Origin of the sequence: Cryobacterium tagatosivorans (assembly GCF_004402215.1) — a bacterium.
Classification (GTDB): domain Bacteria; phylum Actinomycetota; class Actinomycetes; order Actinomycetales; family Microbacteriaceae; genus Cryobacterium; species Cryobacterium tagatosivorans.
Genome location: NZ_SOEZ01000073.1, coordinates 1 through 25,236 on the forward strand (window position 1 = coordinate 1; position 25,236 = coordinate 25,236).

20 protein-coding genes and 1 pseudogene are annotated in these 25,236 nt (G+C 70.5%); 15 read left to right on the top strand and 6 right to left on the bottom strand.

The features are described from left to right. A pseudogene (locus tag E3O23_RS14980) lies at positions 1 to 736 on the bottom strand (hypothetical protein); the annotation flags it as partial. 207 nt (positions 737 to 943) lie between these two features. Between E3O23_RS14980 and sucC the strand changes: the two are divergent. The 11 genes from sucC (at position 944) to E3O23_RS15030 (ending at position 14,192) form a co-directional block, all read left to right on the top strand. Then, positions 944 to 2,113 (top strand): ADP-forming succinate--CoA ligase subunit beta, encoded by a 1,170-nt coding sequence (gene sucC / locus E3O23_RS14985; RefSeq protein ID WP_134492372.1) that lies wholly within the window; start codon positions 944 to 946, stop codon positions 2,111 to 2,113. An 11-nt stretch (positions 2,114 to 2,124) separates the two neighbouring features. After that, positions 2,125 to 3,012, top strand: a complete 888-nt coding sequence (sucD, locus tag E3O23_RS14990) for a succinate--CoA ligase subunit alpha (RefSeq protein WP_134492374.1) — start codon at positions 2,125 to 2,127, stop codon at positions 3,010 to 3,012. 281 nt (positions 3,013 to 3,293) lie between these two features. Beyond that, positions 3,294 to 4,526 carry a cell division protein PerM gene (locus tag E3O23_RS14995; RefSeq protein ID WP_134492376.1) on the top strand — a complete coding sequence of 411 codons (1,233 nt, stop codon included), beginning with the start codon at positions 3,294 to 3,296 and terminating at the stop codon, positions 4,524 to 4,526. Positions 4,527 to 4,535: 9 nt separating this feature from the next. Next, positions 4,536 to 5,129 carry a phosphoribosylglycinamide formyltransferase gene (gene purN / locus E3O23_RS15000; RefSeq protein ID WP_134492378.1) on the top strand — a complete coding sequence of 198 codons (594 nt, stop codon included), beginning with the start codon at positions 4,536 to 4,538 and terminating at the stop codon, positions 5,127 to 5,129. Beyond that, positions 5,126 to 6,811 carry a bifunctional phosphoribosylaminoimidazolecarboxamide formyltransferase/IMP cyclohydrolase gene (gene purH, locus E3O23_RS15005; protein WP_134492380.1) on the top strand — a complete coding sequence of 562 codons (1,686 nt, stop codon included), beginning with the start codon at positions 5,126 to 5,128 and terminating at the stop codon, positions 6,809 to 6,811. Before purN ends, purH begins: the two co-directional genes overlap by 4 nt. Positions 6,812 to 6,987: 176 nt before the next feature. Next, complete coding sequence (locus tag E3O23_RS15010; protein WP_134492382.1) at positions 6,988 to 8,100, top strand: Glu/Leu/Phe/Val dehydrogenase dimerization domain-containing protein; 1,113 nt, start codon at positions 6,988 to 6,990, stop codon at positions 8,098 to 8,100. A gap of 54 nt (positions 8,101 to 8,154) precedes the next feature. Continuing rightward, positions 8,155 to 8,925 (top strand): dimethylargininase, encoded by a 771-nt coding sequence (ddaH, locus tag E3O23_RS15015; protein WP_134492384.1) that lies wholly within the window; start codon positions 8,155 to 8,157, stop codon positions 8,923 to 8,925. Positions 8,926 to 9,094: 169 nt separating this feature from the next. Beyond that, a complete protein-coding gene (locus tag E3O23_RS18710) occupies positions 9,095 to 9,223 on the top strand; it encodes a hypothetical protein (RefSeq protein WP_255453310.1) in 129 nt (42 codons plus the stop codon). A 185-nt stretch (positions 9,224 to 9,408) separates the two neighbouring features. Further along, a complete protein-coding gene (locus tag E3O23_RS15020) occupies positions 9,409 to 11,262 on the top strand; it encodes an ABC transporter ATP-binding protein (RefSeq protein ID WP_134492386.1) in 1,854 nt (617 codons plus the stop codon). Continuing rightward, a complete protein-coding gene (locus tag E3O23_RS15025) occupies positions 11,259 to 13,064 on the top strand; it encodes an ABC transporter ATP-binding protein (RefSeq protein WP_134492388.1) in 1,806 nt (601 codons plus the stop codon). The genes E3O23_RS15020 and E3O23_RS15025 overlap by 4 nt, the downstream gene beginning before the upstream one ends. Positions 13,065 to 13,118: 54 nt before the next feature. Next, entirely contained in the window at positions 13,119 to 14,192 is a 1,074-nt protein-coding gene (locus E3O23_RS15030; RefSeq protein ID WP_134492390.1) for a tellurite resistance/C4-dicarboxylate transporter family protein, read from the top strand. On the opposite strand, the gene E3O23_RS15035 is transcribed toward E3O23_RS15030, so the two are convergent. The 4 genes from E3O23_RS15035 to E3O23_RS15050 are packed head-to-tail and all read right to left on the bottom strand — an operon-like array spanning position 14,137 to position 16,863. Beyond that, on the bottom strand, positions 14,137 to 15,633 hold the full coding sequence (locus E3O23_RS15035; protein ID WP_166790534.1) for an alpha-amylase: 1,497 nt from the start codon (positions 15,631 to 15,633) through the stop codon (positions 14,137 to 14,139). The two genes, E3O23_RS15030 and E3O23_RS15035, sit on opposite strands and share 56 nt — an antisense overlap. 55 nt (positions 15,634 to 15,688) lie before the next feature. Then, positions 15,689 to 16,042, bottom strand: coding sequence for a cupin domain-containing protein (locus tag E3O23_RS15040; RefSeq protein WP_134492394.1), 354 nt, complete (start codon positions 16,040 to 16,042; stop codon positions 15,689 to 15,691). 50 nt (positions 16,043 to 16,092) lie between these two features. Beyond that, positions 16,093 to 16,383 (bottom strand): MGMT family protein, encoded by a 291-nt coding sequence (locus E3O23_RS15045; RefSeq protein WP_241983498.1) that lies wholly within the window; start codon positions 16,381 to 16,383, stop codon positions 16,093 to 16,095. A gap of 27 nt (positions 16,384 to 16,410) precedes the next feature. Continuing rightward, complete coding sequence (locus E3O23_RS15050) at positions 16,411 to 16,863, bottom strand: GNAT family N-acetyltransferase (RefSeq protein ID WP_134492398.1); 453 nt, start codon at positions 16,861 to 16,863, stop codon at positions 16,411 to 16,413. Positions 16,864 to 17,020: 157 nt separating this feature from the next. On the opposite strand from E3O23_RS15050, the gene E3O23_RS15055 reads away from it, so the two are divergent. The 4 genes from E3O23_RS15055 to E3O23_RS15070 all read left to right on the top strand — a co-directional run bounded on the left by E3O23_RS15055 (position 17,021) and on the right by E3O23_RS15070 (position 24,805). Next, a complete protein-coding gene (locus E3O23_RS15055; protein WP_134492400.1) occupies positions 17,021 to 18,235 on the top strand; it encodes an NADP-dependent isocitrate dehydrogenase in 1,215 nt (404 codons plus the stop codon). A gap of 147 nt (positions 18,236 to 18,382) precedes the next feature. Beyond that, a complete protein-coding gene (locus tag E3O23_RS15060; RefSeq protein ID WP_134492402.1) occupies positions 18,383 to 20,275 on the top strand; it encodes a heavy metal translocating P-type ATPase in 1,893 nt (630 codons plus the stop codon). A 129-nt stretch (positions 20,276 to 20,404) separates the two neighbouring features. Then, a complete protein-coding gene (locus E3O23_RS15065; protein WP_241983499.1) occupies positions 20,405 to 23,491 on the top strand; it encodes a S8 family serine peptidase in 3,087 nt (1,028 codons plus the stop codon). Between the two features lie 99 nt (positions 23,492 to 23,590). Continuing rightward, positions 23,591 to 24,805 (top strand): MFS transporter, encoded by a 1,215-nt coding sequence (locus E3O23_RS15070; RefSeq protein ID WP_134492404.1) that lies wholly within the window; start codon positions 23,591 to 23,593, stop codon positions 24,803 to 24,805. Here the strand turns inward: E3O23_RS15070 and E3O23_RS15075 are convergent. After that, on the bottom strand, positions 24,798 to 25,151 hold the full coding sequence (locus E3O23_RS15075) for a YrdB family protein (protein ID WP_134492406.1): 354 nt from the start codon (positions 25,149 to 25,151) through the stop codon (positions 24,798 to 24,800). The two genes, E3O23_RS15070 and E3O23_RS15075, sit on opposite strands and share 8 nt — an antisense overlap. Between the last annotated feature and the right edge of the window lie 85 nt (positions 25,152 to 25,236).

The following is a 25,236-nucleotide window of genomic DNA, read 5'->3' on the forward strand; positions in this document are numbered from 1 at the left end:
CCGGCCCGGATGCCGCCGCCGCGGCGGGCGCCGGCGACCGGGGCTGCGCCGCGAGGAAGCGGTCGGCCACGTCGTAACGGAGCCGGGACACGGCCGACAACAGCCACAGCCCGACGGTGAGCCCGGCGGGGGCGAGCGAGAGCAGGGCCATCCGCCGTCCGGTCGTCCACCCGGCCAGCGCCTCGAACGGCCCCGGCAGCACGGTGCAGTCGAGCGTGCGGCCGGTGTAGCACTGCTGGGCGAGCACATCGACGGCGAGGGAGGTGGTCGTGGCCACCAGCAGGAGGGTGAGGAGCACGCCGAAGAGGCGGATGATCCCGGCCCGGGCGCTCCGCCCGGCCGCGGGGCCGTGGGTCGGCAACCGCCAGCTCCAGGCCGCGGCGTTGGCGATGCTGAACGGGAGGAGGAGGGCCCAACCCACCCGGGCCAGGGCCGCGACGACGATACCGCCCGGCCCGGCGGCATCCGGGGTGCTGCGCACCATGCCGCCCCAGGAATACGCCTCGCGCCGGATCCGGGGAGGCACGGACCCCCGGGGCGCCGACGTTCCGCGCGCGCGCCGGCGCCCCAGCGACTCCGCGGTGGGGCGCCAGAAGCTGCCGAGCGTGTCGCCGGCGACCCGTTCGCTTTCGTCGCCGGGCAGGTCGAGCAGCACGTTCGGGGCGGTGTTGTTGATGCCGTGGACGCGCAGTTCGAGCACGTGGGGCGGCGCGGTAGCCGCCGGCTGCGAAGCCATCGCCCGGGCCCCCTCTCCGTCGCGACACGCTCAGGAGCGTGTGCGTCAGATGCTATTGCCGACCGCCGCGATTAGCCACTGTTTGACCCGGACGGTAGAGTTTGTCCGGGTCGTATGTCTTGACGTCGAGCTAAATCCGATGCCGACAGCGCCGCCCGACACCCCCTCACCATGCACGAACGCTATGACGCGGATTGGAAGAGCAGCGTGGATCTTTACGAATACCAGGCAAGAGACCTGTTTGAGCACTATGGAGTCCCGGTTCTCCCGGGCATCATCGCGGACACCCCCGAAGAGGTGCGTGCGGCCGCCGAGAAGCTCGGCGGCGTCGTCGTCGTCAAGGCGCAGGTGAAGGTCGGCGGCCGCGGCAAGGCCGGCGGCGTCAAGGTCGCGAAGACCCCGGATGACGCAGAGGCCGCAGGCCGTGCCATCCTCGGCCTCGACATCAAGGGCCACACCGTCAACCGGGTCATGGTTGCCGGCGGCGCGCGCATCGCGCAGGAGTTCTACTTCTCCGTGCTGCTCGACCGGGCCAACCGCTCCTACCTCTCACTCGCCAGCTACGAGGGCGGCGTGGAGATCGAGGTCCTGGCCGTTGAAAAGCCGGAGGCGCTCGCCTACGTGTCGATCGACCCGCTCGCCGGGATCGACCTGGCCAAGGCCCGTGAGATCGCGATCGACGCGAAGTTCCCGGCCGAGCTCGTTGACAAGGTCGCACCGATCTTCGTGCAGCTCTACAACGTCTTCACGGGCGAGGACGCCACCCTCGTCGAGGTCAACCCGCTCGTGCTCACCGAAGAGGGCGACATCATCGCGCTCGACGGCAAGGTCACGCTCGACGAGAACGCCGGCTTCCGCCACCCCAAGCACGCGTTCCTGGAAGACGCCGCCGCCGCCGACCCGCTCGAGGCGAAGGCCAAGGAGAACGACCTCAACTACGTCAAGCTCGACGGCGAAGTGGGCATCATCGGCAACGGCGCGGGGCTCGTCATGAGCACCCTCGATGTCGTCGCGTACGCCGGTGAGAACCACGGCGGCGTCAAGCCGGCCAACTTCCTCGACATCGGCGGCGGAGCATCCGCCGAGGTCATGGCCGCCGGCCTCGACGTCATCCTCGGCGACCCGCAGGTCAAGTCGGTCTTCGTCAACGTCTTCGGCGGCATCACCGCCTGTGACGCCGTCGCCAAGGGCATCGTGGGCGCGCTCGCCGAGCTCGGCACCTCCGCGAACAAGCCGCTCGTCGTGCGCCTCGACGGCAACAACGTCGAAGAGGGCCGCCGCATCCTGGCCGAGGCCAACCACCCGCTCGTCACACTGGCCGCAACGATGGACGAGGGCGCCGCCAAGGCCGCCGAACTCGCCCACGCAGCGAAGTAAGGAACCCCGGAATGTCAATCTTCCTCAACAAGGACTCCAAGGTCATCGTCCAGGGCATCACCGGCGGCGAGGGCACCAAGCACACCGCCCTCATGCTCAAGGCCGGCACCCAGGTCGTCGGCGGCGTGAACGCCCGCAAGGCCGGAACCACGGTCCTGCACGGCGACGTCGAGCTGCCCGTGTTCGGCACGGTCGCCGAGGCGATGGAGAAGACCGGCGCGGATGTCTCCATCGCGTTCGTCCCGCCCGCCTTCACCAAGGACGCCGTGATCGAAGCGATCGACGCCGGCATCCCGCTGCTCGTCATCATCACCGAGGGCGTCCCGGTGCAGGACTCCGCCGAGTTCTGGGCCTACGCCCAGGCCAAGGGCAACACGACCCGCATCATCGGGCCGAACTGCCCCGGCATCATCACCCCCGGTGAGGCGCTCGTCGGTATCACCCCGGCGAACATCACCGGCAAGGGCCCGATCGGCCTGGTCTCCAAGTCGGGCACCCTGACCTACCAGATGATGTACGAACTGCGCGACCTCGGGTTCTCCACCGCGATCGGCATCGGCGGCGACCCCATCATCGGCACCACCCACATCGACGCCCTCGAGGCGTTCGAGGCGGACCCGGAGACCAAGGCGATCGTCATGATCGGTGAAATCGGCGGTGACGCCGAGGAGAAGGCGGCCGAGTACATCCGGGCGCACGTCACCAAGCCCGTCGTCGGCTACGTCGCCGGCTTCACCGCCCCCGAGGGCAAGACCATGGGCCACGCCGGTGCCATCGTCTCCAACGGGGCCGGAACCGCCCAGGGCAAGAAGGAGGCCCTCGAGGCCGCCGGGGTCAAGGTCGGCAAGACGCCGAGCGAGACCGCGACCCTGCTGCGCGAGGTTCTCGCCGCACTGTAGAGAAGCATCCAGTGGAGGGGCCCGGCGTTGCTCGCCGGGCCCCTCTTGCGTGCGCCATACTGGTCCATATGGAGACTTTTCTCACCCTCGGACTCACCGGATTCGTCGTCGTCGGCGCGATCCTCGGCCTCGCGGCGATCATCGCCATGGTCCGGGCGCCGTACCACAAGTAGCCCTGCACGGCGGCCCGAAATCTCGGCCGCCCGGAATCGCCGCGGAATTCGCACGCACCGGGCGCGCACGCCGGGCGCCGCCGGATCGGCGGGTAGGCTCAGAGGCCGATGAACCGCATAACGACAGCCCTGCTCGCCGCGCTCGAGGCGCTCATTGTCGTCGCCATCGGCATCGGCATCGCGCTCGTGCCGCTGACCATCCTCTGGGCGACGCAGTTCGACCTCGGCGTCGACTGGCTCGTCTTCTGGCGGGCCGCCGCCGACGCGTGGCTGCTCGGCAACGGGGTCGATCTGCACGTGCAGCTCGGCCCCGGAGTCGTCGCCGCCCTGGGGATGCCGGCCGCCCTCGAGCCGTTCCCGGTCACCATCGCCCTGCTCGGCGTCGCCCTCATCGCCTGCCTGTTCGGGGTGCGCACCGGCCGCCGCGTCGCCGAGACCCCGCACCGCTGGGTCGGCGTCGCCTCAGCCGTCGCCACCTACGGCCTGCTCGCCACCCTGGTCACCCTCTCCGCGGGGACCGAGCTCGTGCGGCCCTCCGTGCCGCAGGGGATCATCCTGCCGACCCTGGTCTACGCCCTCGGCGTGCTGGCCGGCTCCCTGGAGGGCCCCGGCTCCGTCGGCATGCGAGCCCGTTTCGCCGGCCTGCATGCCCGGACCCGCACGGTGGCCGCGGCGGCCCTGCGCGGCGGGACAGCGGCGGCGCTCGGCGTGATCGCGGTCTCCGCGGCCGCCGTCGCCGTGCTCACCGTGGTCAACTATGCGACCGTCATCGGGCTCTACGAAACACTGCAGGCCGGGGTGATGGGCGGCATCGCGCTCACCCTGGCCCAGCTCGCGCTGATCCCCAACCTCGTCATCTGGGCCGCAGCCTGGTTCGTCGGCCCGGGCATCGCCCTCGGCGTCGGCACGAGCGTGTCGCCGGTCGGCACCTCCCTCGGCGCCGTCCCCGGGCTGCCGATCCTCGGCGTCCTGCCGCACGGCACACTCGAGCTCGGCTTCGTCGGGCTGCTCGTCCCCGTGCTCATCGGCTTCGGCGCCGCCCGGCTGACCCGCCGGCTGGCGGATGCGCAGGGCTCGACGGGTGCCCCCGCGCCGGGCGCGGCGCAGCGCCTGCTCACCGGGCTGGCGATGGGGCTCGTGGGCGGCAGCATCCTCGGGCTGCTCGCCTGGTGGTCGGCCGGCGCGATGGGCCCGGGGCGCCTGGCCGCAGTCGGACCGAACCCGCTGCTGGTCGGCGCCCTCGCCGCCGTGGAGATCGGCCTGGCCGCCGGCCTCGGCCTGCTGGTCGGCGGGCGGGCGGTCACTCTCCCGGCCCCGGAGTCCTCCTGGGCGAAACGGTAAGCTCGAAGCGTGCTGTCACTGGTCGTTTTGATCTCCGGCGGAGGATCGAACCTCCGCGCCCTTCTCGAGGCGTCCGAGGACGCCGAGTTCCCGGCCCGGGTCGTCGCGATCGGCGCCGACCGGGATGCCGACGGCCTCGCCCTCGGCGAGGAGTTCAACGTGCCGACCTTCACCGTCCCGTATTCCTCGCACGCCGACCGGGAGAGCTGGGGTGACGAGCTCCTCGCGCAGATCCAGCAGTGGCAGCCCGACCTCGTCGTGCTCAGCGGCCTGATGCGCCTGCTGCCGCCGCGCGTCGTCGCCGCGCTCTCCCCGAACCTGATCAACACGCATCCGGCGTACCTGCCCGAGTTCCCCGGCGCCCACGGCGTGCGGGACGCGCTCGCCGCGGGGGTCAGCCAGACCGGGGCCAGCCTGATCGTGGTCGACAACGGCGTCGACGACGGGCCGATCATCGCGCAGGAACGGGTGCCCGTCCTGCCGGGCGACACCGAATCCACCCTGCACGAACGCATCAAGACCCTCGAGCGTCGCCTGCTGGTGCAGGCCGTCCTCGACATCGCCAACGGACACGTCAACCTCAAGGAGCCTTCCCACACATGAGCGGCCACACACAGAGCACGGCAGCGAGCCTCTACCGCGACCGGGACGTCATTCCCGTGCAGCGCGCCCTCATCTCGGTCAGCGACAAGACCGGCCTGATCGACCTCGCCGACGCGCTCGCCGCCGCGGGCGTCGAAATCGTCTCCACCGGCTCGACGGCGGCCACCATCCGCGCGGCCGGCCACGAGGTGACGGACGTCGCCACGGTCACCGGGTTCCCCGAATCCCTCGACGGCCGGGTGAAGACCCTGCACCCCGCCGTGCACGCCGGCATCCTGGCCGACCTGCGCCTCGAGGCGCACGAGGACCAGCTGAAGGACCTGAGCATCGCCGCCTTCCAACTCGTCGTCGTGAACCTGTACCCGTTCGTCGAAACCGTGCAGTCCGGCGCGGCCCCGGCCGACGTGATCGAGCAGATCGACATCGGCGGTCCAGCCCTCGTGCGCGCCTCGGCCAAAAACCACGCGAACGTCGCGATCGTGGTCGACCCGGAGGACTACCCGGAGATCATCGCCGCGGTGCAGGCCGGCGGAACCACGCTGCGCCAGCGCCAGAAGCTCGCCTCACTCGCCTTCGAGCACACCGCCGGCTACGACCTGTCGGTGTCGGCCTGGTTCACCGAGAACGTGTACGACCAGTGGGCCGACGACACCGAAGCCCTCGGCGAAGACATCGTGGAGGCCTTCGACGCCGTCAGCGGGGTCGAGGTCGAGATCGAGATCCCGTTCTTCCCGGACACCCTCGTCATCGAGGCCAGCCGCAGCGCCGTGCTGCGGTACGGCGAGAACGCCCACCAGTCCGCCGCGCTCTACGCCGGCGAGGGCGGGCAGGGAATCGCCCAGGCCGTGCAGCTGCACGGCAAGGAGATGTCCTACAACAACTACGTCGACGCGGATGCCGCGGTGCGCGCCGCCTTCGACTTCGACCAGCCGGCCGTCGCGATCATCAAGCACGCCAACCCCTGCGGCATCGCCGTCGCCGCGGCGAAGGCGCCGGATGCGATCGCCTCCGCGCACCGTCGGGCGCACGACTGCGACCCGGTCTCCGCGTTCGGCGGCGTGATCGCCGCCAACCGCACGGTCACCCTCGGCATGGCCGAGACCGTCAGCCAGATCTTCACCGAGGTGCTCGTGGCCCCCGGCTTCGAACCGGCCGCGTTCGAGCTCCTCCGGGCGAAGAAGAACATCCGCCTGCTCGAACTGCCGGCCGACTACCGGCGCTCGTCGCTCGAGCTGCGCCAGATCTCCGGCGGCCTGCTCGTGCAGGAGTCCGACACGTTCGAGGACTTCAGCTCGGCCGGCTGGACGCTCGCGGCCGGAGCGGAGGCCGACGAGGCCACCCGTGCGGACCTCGAGTTCGCGTGGAAGGCGTGCCGCTCGGTGAAGTCGAATGCCATCCTGCTGGCGCGCGGCGGAGCATCCGTCGGCGTCGGCATGGGCCAGGTCAACCGGGTCGACTCCTGCCACCTCGCGGTGCTCCGGGCCGGCGACCGCGCGGCCGGTTCGGTCGCGGCCTCCGACGCGTTCTTCCCCTTCGCCGACGGCCTGCAGGTGCTGCTCGACGCCGGCGTCACCGCGGTCGTGCAGCCGGGCGGTTCGGTGCGCGACGAGGAAGTCATCGCCGCCGCGGCCCTGGCCGGCGTCACCATGTACTTCACCGGCGAACGCCACTTCTTCCACTAGCACCCCTTCCCCCTCGTGTGGTCCCGCGAAACCGCAGTTGTGCACGTTATGCGTGCCTTTTAATGCGCACAACTGCGGGTTCGCGGCGGGGGAAAGGCTTTAGTCTTGAGGTATCCCGCCCAACACAATTGAGCGGCACACACCTGCCCACAAGGCCTCCACAGGAAGAACCATTCATGACTCTCACGCAACCATCACTGTCGCTGGATGCCCTCGCCGGAATCCCGTTCACGCACGAGCGCGTGCTCATCAGCACGGGCGTGCGTTCCGGACTCGTCATCACCGTCGCCGTGCACTCCACCCGCCTGGGCCAGGCCCTCGGCGGCGCCCGCGTCTGGCAGTACGAGAACTGGACCGAAGCCGTCGCCGACGCGCTGCGGCTCTCGGCCGCGATGACGCTCAAGAACTCGGCCGCCGGCCTCACCCGCGGCGGCGGCAAATCGGTCATCTACCTGCCGACCGGGACTGTGCTCACCGACGAGCAGAAGCGCGACGCCATGCTCGACCTCGGCGACGCCATCGAAAGCCTGAACGGCGCCTACATGACCGCTGAGGATGTGGGCACGAGCGCCGAGCTCATGGCCATCGTCGCCGAGCGCACGCCGAACGTCTGCGGCCTGCCCGCGTCCAGTGGCGGGGTGGGCGAACCGGCCGACGCGACGGCCGCGGGCGTCTACGCGAGCCTCGTCGCCACCCTCGAGGCGCTGTTCGGCAGCCGTGAGGTCGCCGGGCGCCACATCGTGATCTCCGGCCTCGGCCAGGTCGGCGGCCGGCTCGCCCGGGCGCTCGCCGCCGCCGGCGCGCAGCTGACCGTGACCGACGTCAACCTCGACAAGCGCGAGCTGGCCGAAGAACTCGGCGCCGACTGGGTCCCCGTCGCCGGCGCCCACCGCGTGCAGGCCGACCTGTTCGTGCCCTGCGGCCTCGGCGGGGTCCTCACCCCGCAGGTGATCGGCGAGCTGAACGTGCTCGGCGTCGTCGGAGCCGCCAACAACCAGCTCGAGTCGTCCGAAGGCGCCGCCGAGCTCGACGCGCGCGGCATCCTCTGGGCCCCCGACTTCGTGGTCAACGCGGGCGGCGTGATCTACCTCGCGCTCGCCGGCGAGCCGGACGCCGACCTCGACGCCATCGCCGCCCGGGTCGACGCCATCGGCGACACCGTCGCGACCATCTTCACGGATGCGCGCGCGCAGGGCATCACGACGCTGGAGGCCGCCGAGCGCCTGGCCGCCGCCCGCCTCGAAGTACCCCGCGAACCCGCAGTCGTGCGGGTTATGAACGCCGAATGACGCGCACAACTGCGGGTTCGCGGGGGGAAAAGGCGCGGGAACTAGGCTGACGGGATGAAGCACGCGAGGCGCATTGCCCTGGTCCGACGTCCGGCGAGCACCCTGGCCGAGGGGCAGTTGACGCACATCGAACGCACCCCGATCGATGCCCGGCTGGCCCGCGCGCAGTGGCGTGACTACGTCGCCGCCCTCGAAGCCGAGGGCTGGGAGACCCGGGAGGTCGATCCGGCCGACGAGCTGCCCGACTCGGTCTTCATCGAGGACGCCGTCGTCATGTTCGGCGACGTGGCCGTCGTCACCAGCCCGGGAGCCGAGAGCCGCCGCGGCGAGAGCGCGGGGGCCGCGGCCGCGGTCGGCGGGCTCGGCGTGACCGTGCACCGGCTCGAGCTGCCCGGTACCCTCGACGGCGGGGACGTGCTGAAGGTCGGGAACACCGTCTACGTCGGCCAGAGCCTCCGCACGAACGCCGAAGGCACCCGCCAGCTGGCCGCCATCGTGGTCCCGCTCGGCTACGCGGTCGTCCCGGTGCCGGTCACCCGCGCCCTGCATCTGAAGACCGCCGTGACGGCCCTGCCCGACGGAACCATTGTCGGCTACCCGCCGCTCGTCGACGACGAGGGGCTGTTCGATCGTTTCCTGGCCGTCCCCGAGGCGGAGGGCACCGCAGTCGTCGTGCTCGACGAGCAGACCGTGCTGATGTCCTCGTCCGCGCCGCGCAGCGCGGACCTGTTCCGCGAACGCGGCTACCGCGTCGTCACGGTCGGCATCTCCGAATTCGAGAAGCTCGAGGGCTGCGTGACCTGCCTGAGCGTGCGCATCCGCTGACCAGCACCCCCGCGAAACCGCAGTCGTGCGCGTTATTCGCGTGTTTTAGCGCGCACAACTGCGGTTTCGCGGAAAAGAGCAGCTTGCGCGGCGGCGGCCCGGGGCCTAGTCTGAAAGGCTGCCTGATCAGGGGGGCAAAGACGAAGAACGACGCGCTCAGGAGGCCGACATGACGAAGACAGCACAGCCCAGGTTCGCAACGATTGCGAGCAGCGGCGCTGCCTTTGGCATCTCCATCGCCTCGGCCAGCCCGTTCGCTGCCCGTCCGCTCGTCGCCGGCCCGCTGACCGCCGCTTAGCGCCTCGGGCTCCAGCGCGCGGCTGCCCAGCGCAGCACCGCGCGGCAGCCCCCAGCACAGCCAATTTCGTTGGCGGCAGCCGCCGCCTGCACGCCGGAAGCGCACGTCTTCCGCCGCCCGCGCGCGATTCCGATCGCCGCGATGCCCGCTTTTCTCGACGCCACGCACCTTTTCAGGACTCCCAGATGACCGCACTAGCCGAACACTCACCCCCGGCGCCCCCGGAGGCGACTCCACACGCCCGGAAGAACACCTTCCGCACCCTGCTGCGGCTCTACCCGTACGCGAAGCCGGCCATGCCGCGGATCTACCTCGGCATGGTCGCCGCCCTGCTCGCGGGCCTCGTCGCGCTGGCGATCCCGCAGGTGCTGCAGTGGCTCGTCGACGGGACCCTGTCGCAGGGCGACCCGAGCCAGATCTGGCCGGCCGTGCTGATGGTGCTCGCCCTCGGCGTCGTCGAGGCGATCCTGATCGCCCTGCGGCGCTGGTTCGTACTGCGCCCCGGCACCTTCATCGAGGCCCGGATGCGCAACGGCCTCTACGCCCGGCTGCAGGACCTCCCCGTCACGTTCCACGACCGCTGGCCGAGCGGCCAGCTGCTCTCCCGCGCGGTCAGCGACCTCAACCTGATCCGCCGGTGGATCTCCTTCGGCCTCGTGCTGCTCGTCGTGAACTTCCTCACCATCGTCGTCGGCGTCGTGATCCTGGTCTCGATGAACTGGATCCTCGGCGTGATCTTCGTCGTCTGCTCGATCCCGATCTGGATCTACGGCTACGTCTTCGAGGAGAAGTACTCGATCATCGCCCGGCGCAGCCAGGACCAGGCCGGCGACCTCGCGACCGCCGTCGAGGAGTCCGTGCACGGCATCCGCGTGCTCAAGGCCTTCGGGCGCGGCAGCCACGCCATGAAGAACTTCGCTTCGCAGGCCGAAAGCCTGCGCGGCACGGAGATCGAGAAGGCCAAGGCGATCGCCGGCATCTGGCTCTGGCTGCTGCTGGTGCCCGATGTCGCCTTTGCGCTCTGCCTCGTCGCGGGCGTCTGGCTGGCCGGGCAGGGCCAGTTCAGCGTCGGCGAGCTGGTCGCCTTCTTCGCGACGGCGACCGTGCTGCGCTTCCCGGTCGAATCGATCGGGTTCCTGCTGTCAATGACGTTCGACGCGCGCACGGCCACCGACCGCTTCTTCGACATCCTGGATGCGCCCAACGCGATCACCGACCCGGAGCGGCCGGTCACGATCGAGGCGCCCCGCGGCCGACTGGCCTTCGAGGACGTGCACTTCCGCTACCAGGATTCGCCCGAGCGCTTCCCGGACCTGCTGGACGGCATCGACCTGGTGCTCGAACCGGGCGAGACCATGGCTCTGGTCGGCCTCACCGGCTCCGGCAAGTCGACCCTGACCGCACTGACCACGCGGCTCTACGACGTGACCGGCGGCCGGGTGACCCTCGACGGAATCGACGTGCGCGACCTCGGCCGGGAGGAACTGCGGACCCACCTGGCGATGGCGTTCGAGGACGCCACCTTGTTCTCGGCCTCCGTACGCGACAACGTGCTGCTCGGCCGGTCTGAGCTCGCGGAGCCGAGGCCCGAGGCGGATGCCGTGCTCGAGGAGGCCCTGCAGATCGCCCAGGCCGGGTTCGTGCACGACCTGCCGCAGGGCGTGGACACGCTCGTCGGCGAGGAGGGCATGAGCCTCTCCGGCGGCCAGCGGCAGCGCCTCGCACTCGCCCGCGCGGTCGCGGCCAGGCCGGCCGTGCTCGTGCTCGACGACCCGTTGTCGGCGCTCGACGTGGACACCGAGGCGCTCGTCGAGGCCGCCCTGCGCCAGGTGCTCGCGTCGACCACGGCGCTGGTCGTGGCCCACCGCCCGTCGACGGTCATGCTGGCCGACCGGGTGGCTCTGCTCGAGGACGGCCGGATCACGGCCGTCGGGCGGCACTCCGAACTGCTCGCGCGCAGCGAGCACTACAAGTTCGTCATCTCCAGCCTGGAGGACGAAGAACGACGAGAGTCGATGCGGAAAGAGGACTCGCTGTGAGTGTCACCGGGGTAGAGGGCGAAGAACGCCATGACTTCACCCGGGCGGAAAGCGCCCAGATTCGCCGGCGGTCCCTGCGGCTGCTCGGCTCGCTGCTGCACCCGGTGCGCTGGCCGGTGGTCGGGGCCATGCTCGTCGTGGTCGTCTCCACGGCCGCGCAGGTGGCCGGCCCGGCGCTGATCGCCTTCGGCATCGACAAGGGACTGCCGGCGCTCATCGCCCAGGACTGGATGCCGCTGGCCCTGGCCGGCGGCGCCTACCTGTTGACCGGGATCATCGGCGCGCTGCTGATCGCCTGGTACACCGTGCTATCCGCCCGGATCAGCCAGGCCGTGCTGATCGACCTGCGCAAGCGGGTGTTCCTGCACACCCAGAAGCTGAGCCTCGAGTTCCACGAGTCGTACACGTCGGGCCGGATCATCTCGCGCCAGACCAGCGACCTCGACGCGATCCGCGAGCTCCTCGACTCGGGCATCAACCAGCTCGTGCAGGGCGTGCTCTACATGGTCTTCACGGCCATCGCGCTGTTCTCGCTCGACGGGCAGAGCGGCCTCGTGCTCTTCGTTGCGCTCGTGCCGCTGATCGTGCTCACCCGCTGGTTCCAGCTGCGCTCGCAGACCCTGTTCCGGCAGTCCAGGGTGGCCTCGGCGAGCCTGATCGTGCACTTCGTCGAAACGATGACCGGCATCCGGGCGGTCAAGGCGTTCCGCAAGGAGAAGCGCAACGAACAGCAGTTCGCCGGCCTGGTCGAAAGCTACCGCGACGTGAACGGCCGGGTCATCCAGTTGTTCGGCATCTTCGACCCCGGCCTCGTGCTGATCGGCAACGTCACGGTCGCCGCCGTGCTGCTGGTGGGCGGATTCCGCGTCGTCGACGGCCAGCTGGCCATCGGCGCGCTCCTGGCCGCGCTGCTCTACACCCGACGATTCTTCGACCCGATGGAGGAGATGGCGATGTTCTACAACTCCTACCAGTCGGCCGCGGCCGCGCTCGAGAAGATCTCCGGCGTGCTCGAGGAGCGCCCGGGCGTGCCCGACCCGATCAAGCCGGTCGACCTGTGGAAATCCGAGGGCGACGTGCGTTTCGACAACGTGCAATTCGCCTACAAGAGCGATCGCGTCGTCCTGCCGCACTTCGACCTCACGATCCCGGCCGGGCAGACCATCGCCCTCGTCGGCTCGACCGGGGCGGGCAAGTCGACGCTGGCGAAGCTGATCTCGCGGTTCTACGACCCGTCCGCGGGCCGCGTGTTGCTCGACGGCGTCGACCTGCGCGACCTGCACCCGAAGGACCTGCGCCGGGCGATCGTCATGGTCACCCAGGAGGCGTACCTGTTCAGCGGGTCCGTGGCCGACAACATCGCCATCGGCAAGCCGGATGCCACCCTCGAGGAGATCATGGCGGCCGCGCGGGCGGTGGGCGCGCACGACTTCATCGAGGGGCTCCCCTCCGGCTACGACACCGACGTGAACAAGCGCGGCGGACGCGTGTCGGCCGGCCAGCGCCAGCTGATCTCGTTCGCCCGGGCGTTCCTCGCCGACCCCGCCGTGCTCATCCTCGACGAGGCGACGTCCTCGCTCGACATTCCGAGCGAACGCCTCGTGCAGGAGGCGTTGCAGACCCTGCTGAGCGACCGCACCGCCGTGATCATCGCGCACCGGCTGTCGACCGTCGCGATCGCCGACCGGGTGCTCGTGATGGAGAACGGGCGGATCGTCGAGGACGGCACGCCGGAGGAGCTCATCACGGGCACCGGCCGGTTCTCCCAGCTGCACGCGGCCTGGCGCGAGTCGCTCGTCTAGGAACCGGCGACCTGCCGCGGGTGCATCGGGCACCCGCGGCAGTACCCTGAGCCTGTGACGAATGACATCGGGGCGCGGGTCGGTGCGGCGGTCCGCGGGATGCCCCCGGGCTACTTCGCCCTCGTCATGGCCACCGGGATCGTCTCGGTCGGAATGAACCTGATCGGGGCCCTTCCGCTCAGCTTCGTCCTCCTGGTCGTCTGCGCCGCGGCCTACGCCGTGCTCGTCGTGCTGACTCTCTGGCGGTTCGTCGCCTACCGGTCGGCCTTCGTCGGCGACCTGCACGACCCGCACCGCGGGTTCCAGTTCTTCACCTTCGTCGCCGGCACCAATGTGCTCGCCGCCCGCCTGGCCGTCGAGGGCTGGTACGGCGCGGCCACGGTGCTGCTCGGGATCGCCGGGGTCGCCTGGCTGCTGCTCGGCTATGCCGTGCCCTGGTTCGCGGTGCTCGGCAACGAGGTGCGCCCCGCGCTCCCGGCGGCGAACGGAACCTGGTTCATCTGGGTGGTCGCCAGCCAGTCGATGGCGGTGGTGGCGGCCTCGCTGGAGCCCGTGTCCGGCGACGCCAGGTCGTTGCTTGCGGTACTCGCGATCCTGTCCTGGTCGGTGGGCCTCTTCCTCTATGGGGCGGCCGGCGTGTTCGTGACCCTGCGCCTGATGCTCTACGAGATCCGCCCGGAGAACCTCGACCCGCCCTACTGGGTGTCGATGGGCGCCTGCGCGATCACAGTCCTCGCCGGCGCGCGGATCGTCGAAATGGCGGACACGCCGATGGTGAACGCGACCCGCGGCCTCGTGGCGGGCGTCTCCGTGCTGTTCTGGGCCTTCGCCACCTGGCTGATCCCGGTGCTCATCGCGGTCGGGGTGTGGCGCCACGCCTGGAAGCGGGTGCCGCTGCGCTACGAGGCGACGATGTGGAGCATCGCGTTCCCGGTGGGGATGTACGCGGTCGCCGGGATCTACCTCGGGCAGGCCGACGAGCTCCCGCTGGTCGGGCAGATCGGGGCGGTCTCGCTCTGGGTTGCGCTGGCCGTCTGGCTGACCGTGTTCGTCGCGATGGCCCGGCAGCCGTTCAGGACAGGCGGGCTCCCACGTGAATGGCAACGGCGCCAACGGGTGGCACGCTGAGCGAGGCCGTGCCGTCGGCGGCGACCTCGACGGCGTCGCCCGAACAGGCTTCGGCGGCCGTCGGCGTGCTCCCGCCGGTCACGACGTCGCAGTAGGTCCCGGAGGCCAGGCCGGTCTGGAACCGCCGGGCGAGCGGCGCGTCGCCCGCGTTCATCGCGACGAACCCGCGCTCGCCGCGGCTGAACGCGTACCCGTCGCCCCGGGTCCACGAGTTGACGAGGGGGGCGTCGCCGACGGCGCTCCGCCAGGACACCATGCCGGCGATCGCGTCCCAGCGGTGCTGGCAGACCCAGTCGCCGTCGGCGTACCTCTCGGCGGGGCCGACCGTTCCACAGTCCGCATCCTCCACCCGGCCGGAGGCGTCCTGGGCCGGCCCGTCATCGCCGGGGCTGAAGGCGTAGCCGGAGTAGAGCACGGGGGCACCGTAGGGGAGGGCAAGCGTGAGCACGTTGGCGAGAACGTACTCGGCGCCATCCGTGTAGTTCAGGGTTTCCCCGTTGCGTTCCGTGTCGTGGTTGTCGACGAAGGTGCGGGCGACCCGGCCGGGCAGGAAGCCCCAGTCCTCGCCGAACCCCTCGCTGACGCTCATCGTGCCGGACTCGACCATGCCCTCCAGTTCGCGCGCGAAGCCGAACTCGAACACATCGCCGTTGCCCGTGTACATCTCGGGCTGGACGGCCTCCCGGGAGCCGCGGATGACCTCCTGCACGACGTAGGTGTCCGGCGGCAGCGGCGCGAGGATCGCCGCCAGGTCGGCGGCCGCGATGTGCTTGGCCGCGTCGATCCGGAAGCCGTCGACTCCGAGCGAGAGCAGGTCCGCCAGGTACGCAGTGAGGGTGCCCCGCACGTGCGTGGTCTCCGTGGCCAGGTCGGCGAGGTTCACGAGTTCGCAGTTTTGCACGTCGAACGCCGCGCGGTAGGTGGTGATGTCGTCGCCCTCGCCCCGGCCGCAGTGGTGGAAGTCCCCGGCGGCGTCGGAGTAGAGCCCCGGGTAGTCGTAGTGTTCGTGGCTGCTTTCGGCCCAGCCCACGCCCGCCGCGTCCCGGCCGGTCATGTGGTTCAGCACGGCGTCGGCGAGCACGTCGACGCCCGCCTCGTGGCAGGTCGCCACCATCGACGCGAACTGGTCGCGGGTGCCGAGGCGTGACTCGACCCGGTAGCTGACCGGCTGGTAGCTCGTCCACCATTCCGGTCCGGTGACGTGCTCGTTCGGGGGAGAGGCGAGCACCCAGGCGATGCCGGCGGGCCCGAGGTTGTCGGTGCATTCGCGGGCGATCGAGTCCCAGTTCCACTGGAACAGTTCCACGCCCACATCGTGGGTGCCGGCCGGCCTGTCGGCGGCGGGCCGGACCGCGGGGGCCGGGCCGGAGCATCCGGCGAGCAGGGTGACGGATGCCGCGATCAGCGCGGCCGCGGCGGCAATCGGCGTTCGGTGGGACAACTCGGCACCGCTTCCCGCGCCGCCTCGATGCAAGCGCTTGCACCGAGGATAGCGGCTAGTCGGTGCTCGGGCCGAGGCGCGCCTCGCCGGAGGGCGCGCCCCCGCCCGCCGGTGCGTCCTTCAGCTCGACGAAGATGGTGTGTGTTTCGCTGTCGCCGATGTTCTCGCCGGCGTGAACCTGTGCGGGCAACCATCGGGGAACGCCGGCCGGGAGCTCGACGTCGACCTCCGCTCCGTCGGAAGAGAGCCTCCGGCGGAAGGAGCTGAGCGTGAACATCACACTGTCCGGATGATGGTGCGGCGTGGTCTTGTCGCCGGGTCCGTCGCGGTACTCGAGCACGCGCACGCGCTCGTTCTCCATGATGACGCGGTACAGGCCGGGGTTGCTGACGACGGGGTCGCTGCTCATGGTGCACGATAACACCGCGTGCGGCGGCGTGGCCAGAGGCTCTTCCAGGGCTACTCGGGCGACCAGCGGGCTGCGGCGTAGTCGATCCGGTACGCCGCCCCGCCCGAACCCACCAGCGGCGTGCCTTCGGCCAGGTAGAACGGCAGGGCGCGGTCCTCGTGCTCGGTCGGCGGATGCCCGCCCGCGCGGATGACGCGCCACCACGGCACGTCCGACCCGTAGTTCGACATGACCTGGCCGACGGCGCGGGCCGCCCGGGAGCCGAGCGCGGCGGCCACATCGCCGTAGGTCATCACCCGGCCGGGCGGAATCGCGTCGACGACGTCGAGCACGTGCGCCACGAACGCGCTGTCGGGGCCCGGGCGCACCTAGAGCTGGAGCGCGCCGATGGTCTCGCCGAACTGGGTCTGGCCCACGTCGGTGAAACCGATCCGGTGGAAGAACTCTTCCGGGCCTTCGGCGCCCGGCTCCCAGATCACGTTGATGTGGTCGAACCCGCGCGAGCGGGCCTCCTCGGCGAGGGCGTCCGCGGCGAACTTGCCCACGCCCTTGCCCTGGGCCGCGGCGTCGACGTTGATCCGCCAGATGCAGGCGCGGAACTCCTCGTGCTCGGACTCGGGGTCGAAGTTGCCGTGAATGAAGCCGACGACGTCATCGCCCTGGAGCACCACCCGCTGCCAGGACGTGGCCGGGTTGATCACCGTGGCCGCTACCGAATAGGAGACCGGCGCGATGAACTGCTCCTGCCCCGGCTTCAGGCTCAGGTTGTTGGCCGCAACGATGTTGCGTGCAGACAGTTCTTCCAGTCGGAGCGTAGCCATGGGAACAGGCTAGCCTGCGGCCGGTCCGGCCGGTAGTCGGGGAGGCGCGCGCACCAGATGAACTCCCGGTAAAGTCTCTCGATGTCAAGATACTTGCACTCCTCTAGTAAGCTTGGCGTCGGCCATTCGCGGCCCACCTACTTTCTGAGGAGAACCATTGTCGAAGATCAAGGTTGAAGGCACAGTCGTCGAGCTCGACGGCGACGAGATGACCCGCATCATCTGGCATGCCATCAAGGAAACGCTGATCCACCCGTACCTCGACATCGACCTCGAGTACTACGACCTGTCGATCCAGAAGCGCGATGAGACCGACGACCAGATCACGGTCGACGCGGCCCACGCCATCCAGAAGCACGGCGTCGGCGTCAAGTGCGCGACCATCACGCCCGACGAGGCACGCGTCGAGGAATTCGGCCTGAAGAAGATGTGGGCCTCGCCCAACGGCACCATCCGCAACATCCTCGGCGGCACGATCTTCCGCGAGCCGATCATCATCTCCAACATCCCGCGCCTGGTCCCGGGCTGGAACAAGCCGATCATCATCGGCCGCCACGCATTCGGCGACCAGTACCGCGCCACGAACTTCCGCTTCGAGGGCGAAGGCACGCTCAGCATGACCTTCACCCCGAAGGACGGCAGCGCACCGCAGCAGTTCGAGGTCTTCCAGTCGCCCGGCAGCGGTGTCGCCATGGGCATGTACAACCTCGACAAGTCGATCACCGACTTCGCCCGTGCCTCGCTCAACTACGGCCTCGAGCGCAACTACCCGGTGTACCTCTCCACGAAGAACACCATCCTCAAGGCCTACGACGGCCGGTTCAAGGACATCTTCCAGGAGATCTTCGACGCCGAGTTCAAGCCCGCCTACGAGGCTGCCGGCCTCACCTACGAGCACCGCCTCATCGACGACATGGTCGCGTCCGCCATGAAGTGGGAGGGCGGCTACGTCTGGGCCTGCAAGAACTACGACGGCGACGTGCAGTCGGACACCGTCGCGCAGGGCTTCGGCTCACTCGGACTGATGACCAGCGTGCTCTCCACCCCCGACGGCAGGGTCGTCGAGGCCGAGGCCGCGCACGGCACGGTGACCCGCCACTACCGCCAGCACCAGCAGGGCAAGCCCACCTCGACCAACCCGATCGCATCGATCTACGCCTGGACCCGTGGGCTCACCCACCGGGCCAAGCTGGACGATAATGCGGCCCTGGCCGAGTTCGCGCTCACGGTCGAGGATGTCGTCATCAAGACCGTCGAAAGCGGCAAGATGACCAAGGACCTCGCGCTGCTCGTGGGACCGGACCAGTCCTTCCAGACCACCGAGGAGTTCCTCGCGGCGATCGACGAGAACCTCCAGGCGCGCCTGGCCTAACGGCCCCGCACGTCCCCGCTGCCGCCCGGCAGGGTAACAGCCCCGACCTCACCAGGTCGGGGCTGTTTTCGCATCCGGGCGGGGGAGCGGGTCAGGACAGCCTGTCCTTGCTGGCGAGCGACACCGGCCGGGGGAAGAATGTTGACCATGCAAACCCTCGTCCATGCCGCACGCCGGTATCCCATCGTCGCGGCCACCATCCTGGTCGCTGTGGTGGGCCTGGCCCTCTGGCTGGCCGGCGCCGCCGCCGCCGTGCAGTGGCTCTTCAGCGGGTTCGGCCTGTTCGTCGCCGGGATCGAGGCCGTCGGCATGGCCAGGCAACTGCGCCGGGGCAGCTTCGGCATCGACTTCCTCGCGATCACGGCCATCGTCGCCACCGTCCTCGTCGGCGAGTACCTGGCCACGCTGATCATCGTGCTCATGCTCTCCGGCGGGGCCGCCCTCGAGGACTACGCGGTCAACCGGGCCAAGCGGGAGTTGAACGCGCTGCTGAAGCGCGCACCGCAAGTCGCGCACCGGGTGCGGGACGGGCAGGCGGAGGTCGAGGATGTCCCGGCGGGCGAGGTGCGGGTCGGCGACCTGATCCTCGTGCGCCCGGCCGAAATCGTCCCGGTGGACGGCGACCTGGTGTCCGACGGGGCCGCGTTCGATGAGTCCTCGCTCACCGGGGAGAGCCTCCCGGTCGAGCGCGGCAGCGGGGATCCGGTGCTCAGCGGATCGATCAACGGCCGGGCCGCGGCGACAATCCGGGCCACCTCGACGGCCGCGAACAGCCAGTACCAGCAGATCATCGCGCTGGTCGAGGAGGCGTCGGCGAGCAAGGCGCCGGTCGTGCGCCTGGCCGACCGTTACGCGGTGCCGTTCACGGCCGTGTCCCTGGCGATCGCCGGCCTCGCCTGGTTACTCTCCGGCGATCCGACCCGGTTCGCCGAGGTGCTCGTCGTCGCCACCCCGTGCCCGCTGCTGATCTCGGCGCCGGTCGCCTTCATGGGCGGCATGAGCCGCGCCGCCCGCAACGGCATCATCGTCAAGGGCGGCGGCGTGCTCGAGACGCTCGCGCGCGCCCGCACCGTCGTCTTCGACAAGACCGGCACGCTCACCCACGGCCAGCCGACCATCGTCGGCGTGCGCCCGGAGCATCCGTTCACCGAGCGCAATCTGCTCGCGCTCGCGGCCTCGGCCGAGCAGTATTCCTCCCACGTGCTTGCGGCGTCGGTCATCGTGGCCGCCAGGGACCGGGGCCTGGAACTCACGAGCACCGAGCGGGCCAGCGAGGTGCCGGCCAACGGCGTGGTCGCCCGCCTGGGCGACCTGGAGGTCATGGTCGGCAAGTTGTCCTTCGTCGCCGATCGGGCCCCGGACGCGGCGGCGACGCCGCTGGACGGCGGCGAACTGGCGATCTACGTGGCCGTCGACGGACGCTTCGCCGGGAGCATCGTGGCCGCCGACCGGCTGCGGGACAACGCGAAGGCCACCATCTCGGCGTTCGCCGCCCGCGGGGTGCGCGACACCGTCATGCTCACCGGCGATGCCCGGCCGACGGCCGAGCACATCGCGGAGCTGGTCGGCATCACCCGCGTGCAGGCCGATTGCCTGCCCAGGGACAAGGTCGACGCCGTCCGGGCGATCGCCGGCCGCCCGGTCATCATGGTCGGCGACGGCGTCAACGACGCGCCGGTGCTCGCCGCCGCGGACGTCGGCATCGCGATGGGGGCGAAGGGCGCGACGGCCGCCAGCGAGTCGGCCGACGTCGTCATCCTGCTCGACGACCTCTCGCGCACCGCACGCGCAGTGGCCATCGGCCAGGACACGATCCGGATCGCGCTGCAGAGCATCTGGCTCGGGATCGCCCTGAGCCTGGGCCTCATGCTGCTGGCCGCATTCGGCTTCATTCCGGCCACGGCCGGCGCGCTCTCCCAGGAGCTCGTCGACCTGGCCACGATCCTCAACGCCCTGCGCGCGATCGGCGGCCGGCGGGATGCTGCGGTGTCCGCCGCGTCGACGCCTGTGCGTCTTGCGCCCTCCGCAGCCCGGACCTGAGCGTCGTGCCCCCAGTACGGGGGTCATTCTCCACACAATGCACCGATCATCCGCTAGTTTCGGTCTCGTGCGCGTCCCTCGGGCGGGGGCCAGCATGCCATTCAACGACGAACGGATTGGACACCGCACGTGATCTTACGAACCCGGCGACGCAGCTCCTCTGGACACGAACCACGAACGGGCCGGGCGCTGCTGCGCAGCGCGACCGCCGTGACCCTGACCGTCGGGATGGTGGCCGCTGCGGCCCTCCTCGGCGGCACCGCGGCTACGGCCGCAGCCCCGCCCGCTACCAGCGCGGCGACGACCAAGCCGGCCGCGAGCTTTGAGAGCGGCCGCTACGTGGTGACCCTGGCCGCCAGCGCCGTCGCCACCTACGCCGGCGGGGTGAACGGATTCGCGCCGACCAAACCGGCCAAGGGAAAGCAGCTCGACGCCCGGTCGAAGAATGCCACGGCCTACGCCGGCTACCTCAAGGCCCAGCAGAAGAAGATCGCGGCCTCCGCGGGAGTGAGCATCAGCGACTCCTTCACCACCGCGATCAACGGCTTCGCCGCCAACCTGACAGCGGCCCAGGCCGCCAGGCTCTACGCGAACCGCGCGGTGCTCTCGCTCGAGAAGGACTCGATCCGCCACATCACGGCGACGCCCTCGACCGAGTTCCTCGGCCTCGGCAACTCCGCGGGCCTCGGCGGCCTCTGGGAGTCCACGGGCGGTGTCGCCACCGCCGGTGCCGGTGTCGTCGTCGGCATCGTCGACACCGGCATCGCGCCGGAGAACGCCTCGTTCGCCGGCGCCCCGCTCGGAACCACGGCCGGCGCAGCACCGTACCGCGCGGCCGACGGCAGCATCAGCTTCAAAAAGGCCGACGGCGGAACCTTCACCGGCGCCTGCGTCACCGGCGAGCAGTTCGCCGCCTCCGACTGCAGCACGAAGATCGTCGGGGCCCGGTACTACGTCAACGGCTTCGGCGCCTCGCAGATCGGCAATGCGAGCGTCGGCGAGTACGTCTCCCCGCGCGACGGCGACGGACACGGTTCGCACACGGGCAGCACGGCCGTGGGCAACCACGCCGTCGCGGCATCCGTGGGCGGAATCAACTTCGGCACCATCTCCGGTGTCGCCCCCGCGGCGAAGATCGCCGCGTACAAGGTCTGCTGGTCGGGTCCGGACCCGGTCAGCCAGGACGACGACGGATGCGCGACCAGCGACCTCGTCGCCGCGATCGACCAGGCCACTGCCGACGGCGTCGACGTGATCAACTTCTCCATCGGCGGCGGCGCGGCGCAGACCACGGTCTCCGCCACCGACGTCGCCTTCCTCGGGGCGGCATCCGCCGGCATCTTCGTGGCAGCCTCGGCCGGCAACTCCGGTTCGGCGGCCTCGACGCTGGACAACGCCTCTCCGTGGATCACCACCGTCGCGGCCAGCACCATCCCGAGCTACGAAGCCACCGCCACCTTCGGCAGCGGCGCGAAGTACGCCGGCGGCTCGATCACTGTCCCGACGGCCGGTCTGACCGGTTCCCTGGTGCGCGGCGACCTGGTGGCCGCCCGCCGGGGTGTCGACCCGCTGCTCTGCGGCCCGAACTCGCTCGACCCGACCAAGGTGGCCGGCAAGATCGTCTTCTGTGCACGCGGCGTGTACGCCCGCGTCGACAAGTCGGCCGAGGTCCTGCGCGCCGGCGGCATCGGCATGGTGCTGGTGAACCCGTCGTCGAGTTCGCTCGACCTGGACCAGCACTCGGTTCCGACCGTGCACCTGAACGGCGACGCCTACGCCACGGCCTTTGCCTACGCCGCCACCGCCGGTGCGACGGTCACGCTCACGCCCGGCAACGTGCTGGGCACGACGCCGCCCACGCCGCAGGTCGCCGGGTTCTCCTCGCGCGGACCCGTGCTGGCCGACGGCAGCGACATCATCAAGCCGGACATCTCGGCCCCCGGTGTCGCCATCCTGGCCGACGGCGCCAACGCAGCGGGCCAGGCCGGCACGTACCAGTTCCTCTCCGGAACGTCGATGTCTTCACCGCACATGGCCGGCCTCGCCGCGCTGTACTTCGGTGAGAAGCCCACGGCCACCCCGGCCGAGGTGAAGTCGGCGTTCATGACCACCGCCTACAACACGAAGAACGCGACCGGCGGGGCGGTGACCGACCCGTTCACCCAGGGCGCGGGCCACGTCGACCCGACGAAGTTCTTCAACCCGGGCTTCGTCTACCTCAACGGCGCGGGCGACTGGTGGTCCTTCATCAAGGGCGCCGGCTACACCTGGGATGGCTCGGACGACGTCACCGCGGTCGACCCGTCGAACCTCAACCTGGCGTCCATCGGCATCGGATCCCTGACCAAGGCCGAGACGGTCACCCGCACGGTGACGTCCACGCAGGCGGGCACCTTCACCCCCACGGTGATCGGGCTCGACGGCATCACCGCGGTGACCTCGCCGGCTGAGCTCGTCTTCGATGCGGCCGGCCAGGTCAAGTCGTACACGGTGACGTTCACCCGCACGACGGCGCCCCTCGACAAGTTCGCGACCGGTTCGCTGAACTGGACGAGCGGCACAACCGTGGTGCACAGCCCCCTGGCGGTCAAGCCCGTCACGCTCGAGGCGCCCGGCAACGCCGCCGGAACCGGCGTGTCCGGCTCCGTGAGCATCGCCGTGACGCCGGGTTCGACCGGCCCGATCGCCCTGACGACCGACGGCCTCGCGGCCGGCGTGCAGCTCAAGGAGAAGAAGGGCGGCCCGGGCAAGGCCTACAGCGGTAACGGAGTCGCCGGCACGGAGATCACCTTCAACGTGCAGGTTCCGGCGGGGACGGCGCTGCAGCGCTTCGACCTCGACTCCCTCACCGATGCCGCCGACCTGGACCTCATCGTCTACCGGTTGGACGGCAAGGGCGGCACCGCGGTCGCGGGCTGGCAGTCGGCCACCGCGGCGACGGACGAGCACGTCGACCTGATGAACCCGACCGCCGGGTACTACCAGGTCATCGTGTCGGTCTTCAGCGGCACCGACAAGTACGACCTGACCACCTACACGGTCATGCCGGACGGCGGCGTCGGAACCTTCACGGTGCCGGCCTCCATCGACGGTGTCCAGGGCGTCCAGACGTCATACACGGCGTCCTGGTCCGGGCTGGCAGCCGGAACGGACTACCTGGGCCTGGTGCGCTACGGCACCTCCGGCTTCTCGACGATCGTGTCGGTGAAGAACTAGGGGGAACGGGCGGCTCGGCCGCCAGACGAGGGCGACGGATGACACCATCCGTCGCCCTCGTTGCGTTGCGGCACCCGGCTGAACGCCTAATCTGAGGGGATGCGACGCGTCCACTTTCTGCCCGGCCCCCGGCGCCAGGCGGGGAGGCCGCGCTTCTCCCGCGACGTCTACGTGCTCGGCGTCATCGCGTTCTTCGTGATGGTGGGTTTCGGCGTGGTCGTGCCTGTGCTGCCCGTCTACGTGCGCAGCTTCGGGGTCGGCTACGTCGAGGTCGGGGCCGTCGTCTCCGCGTTCGCGCTGATGCGCCTCGTCGCCAGCCCGTTCTGCGGCCGCTTCATCGACTGGTGGGGCGAGCGCACGACCCTGGCCGTCGGGATCGGAATCGTCGCGGTCTCCAGCGGACTGGTCGGCATCGCCCAGGACTACCCGCAGCTGCTTCTCCTGCGCGGTGCGGGCGGCATCGGCTCGGCCATGTTCACCGTGTCGGCGATGACGCTGCTGCTCGGCTCGACGTCGCCGGGCATCCGGGCAAGGGCGATCGGTTTCTACCAGGGCGGGTTCCTGATCGGCGGCATGGCCGGTCCCGCGCTCGGCGGGCTGCTGGCCACGATCTCGCTCACCGCCCCGTTCTTCTTCTACGCCGGCACCCTCGCCGTCGCCGGCCTGGTCGGCCTCTTCCTGCTGCGCCCGGCCACGCGCGGCGTCGCCGCCGGCCCCGGCGGCCAGGCCGAGCGCATCCCGTTCCGCACGGTGCTCCGCGACCGCCGGTTCCGCGCCGCCTGCCTGGCCAACTTCTCGCAGGGCTGGACGTCGTTCGGCGTGCGCAACTCCCTCATTCCCGTGCTCGTCGTCGAGGTGCTGCGGGGCCCCAGCTCCTGGACGGGCCTCGCCTTCGCCGCCGCGGCCGTCGCCCAGACGCTCGCGCTCGCCCCGGCCGGCCGGTTCGTCGACCTGGTCGGCCGCCGCCCGGCGATGATCGGGGCCTTCGCCCTGGCGGCCGTGACGATCCTGGCCGTGCCCTTCGCCGGCAATATCTGGCTGCTCACGGGCCTGCTCTGCCTGTACGGCGTGGCGGCGGCGTTCATGGGCACCGCGCCGGCCGCGGCCGTCGGGGACGCGGCGGGGGCATCCGGGGGACGGCCGGTGGCGGTGTTCTCGATGTTCGCCGACGTCGGCGCCATCGTCGGGCCGCTCGTGGCCGGCCTGCTCGCCGACACCGTCTCCTACCCGGCCGCGTTCGCGGTGGGCGCCCTGCTGTTCCTGGCGACGTCCGCCTACGCGCTGCGGATGCCGCGGGAGGCGCGCGTCAGCTGAGCTCCTTGCGGCCGGAAATGATGCCGCTGACCGTGGCGACGACCGCGAAGACCGCGGCGACGACGGGCTGGCCGAGGTCCCACCAGGCGAGCGCCGCCGCGCCGAAGACGCAGATCTCGACCACGGCCTTGCCGAACGGGTCGAGCCGGATGACGGCCTTGGGGGAGCGGAACAGGCCCCAGAGAAGGATCGCGAAGGCCGGGGCGAGGATGCCGACGAGCACGCCGGGCCAGGGCAGCGGCCACCCGGCGAATCCCCAGAAGCCGAGGCTGAAGAAGGCGAACAGTTCCAGCAGGAAGCGCAGGATGTCGTTGGGGCCGATCTTCGTCTCGCTGGTGTCCGTCACCCGCCAATCCTACCGACGCCCAGCCCCCGCGAAACCGCAGTTGTGCGCGCTAAAACGCCCTTATAGCGCGCACAACTGCGGTTTC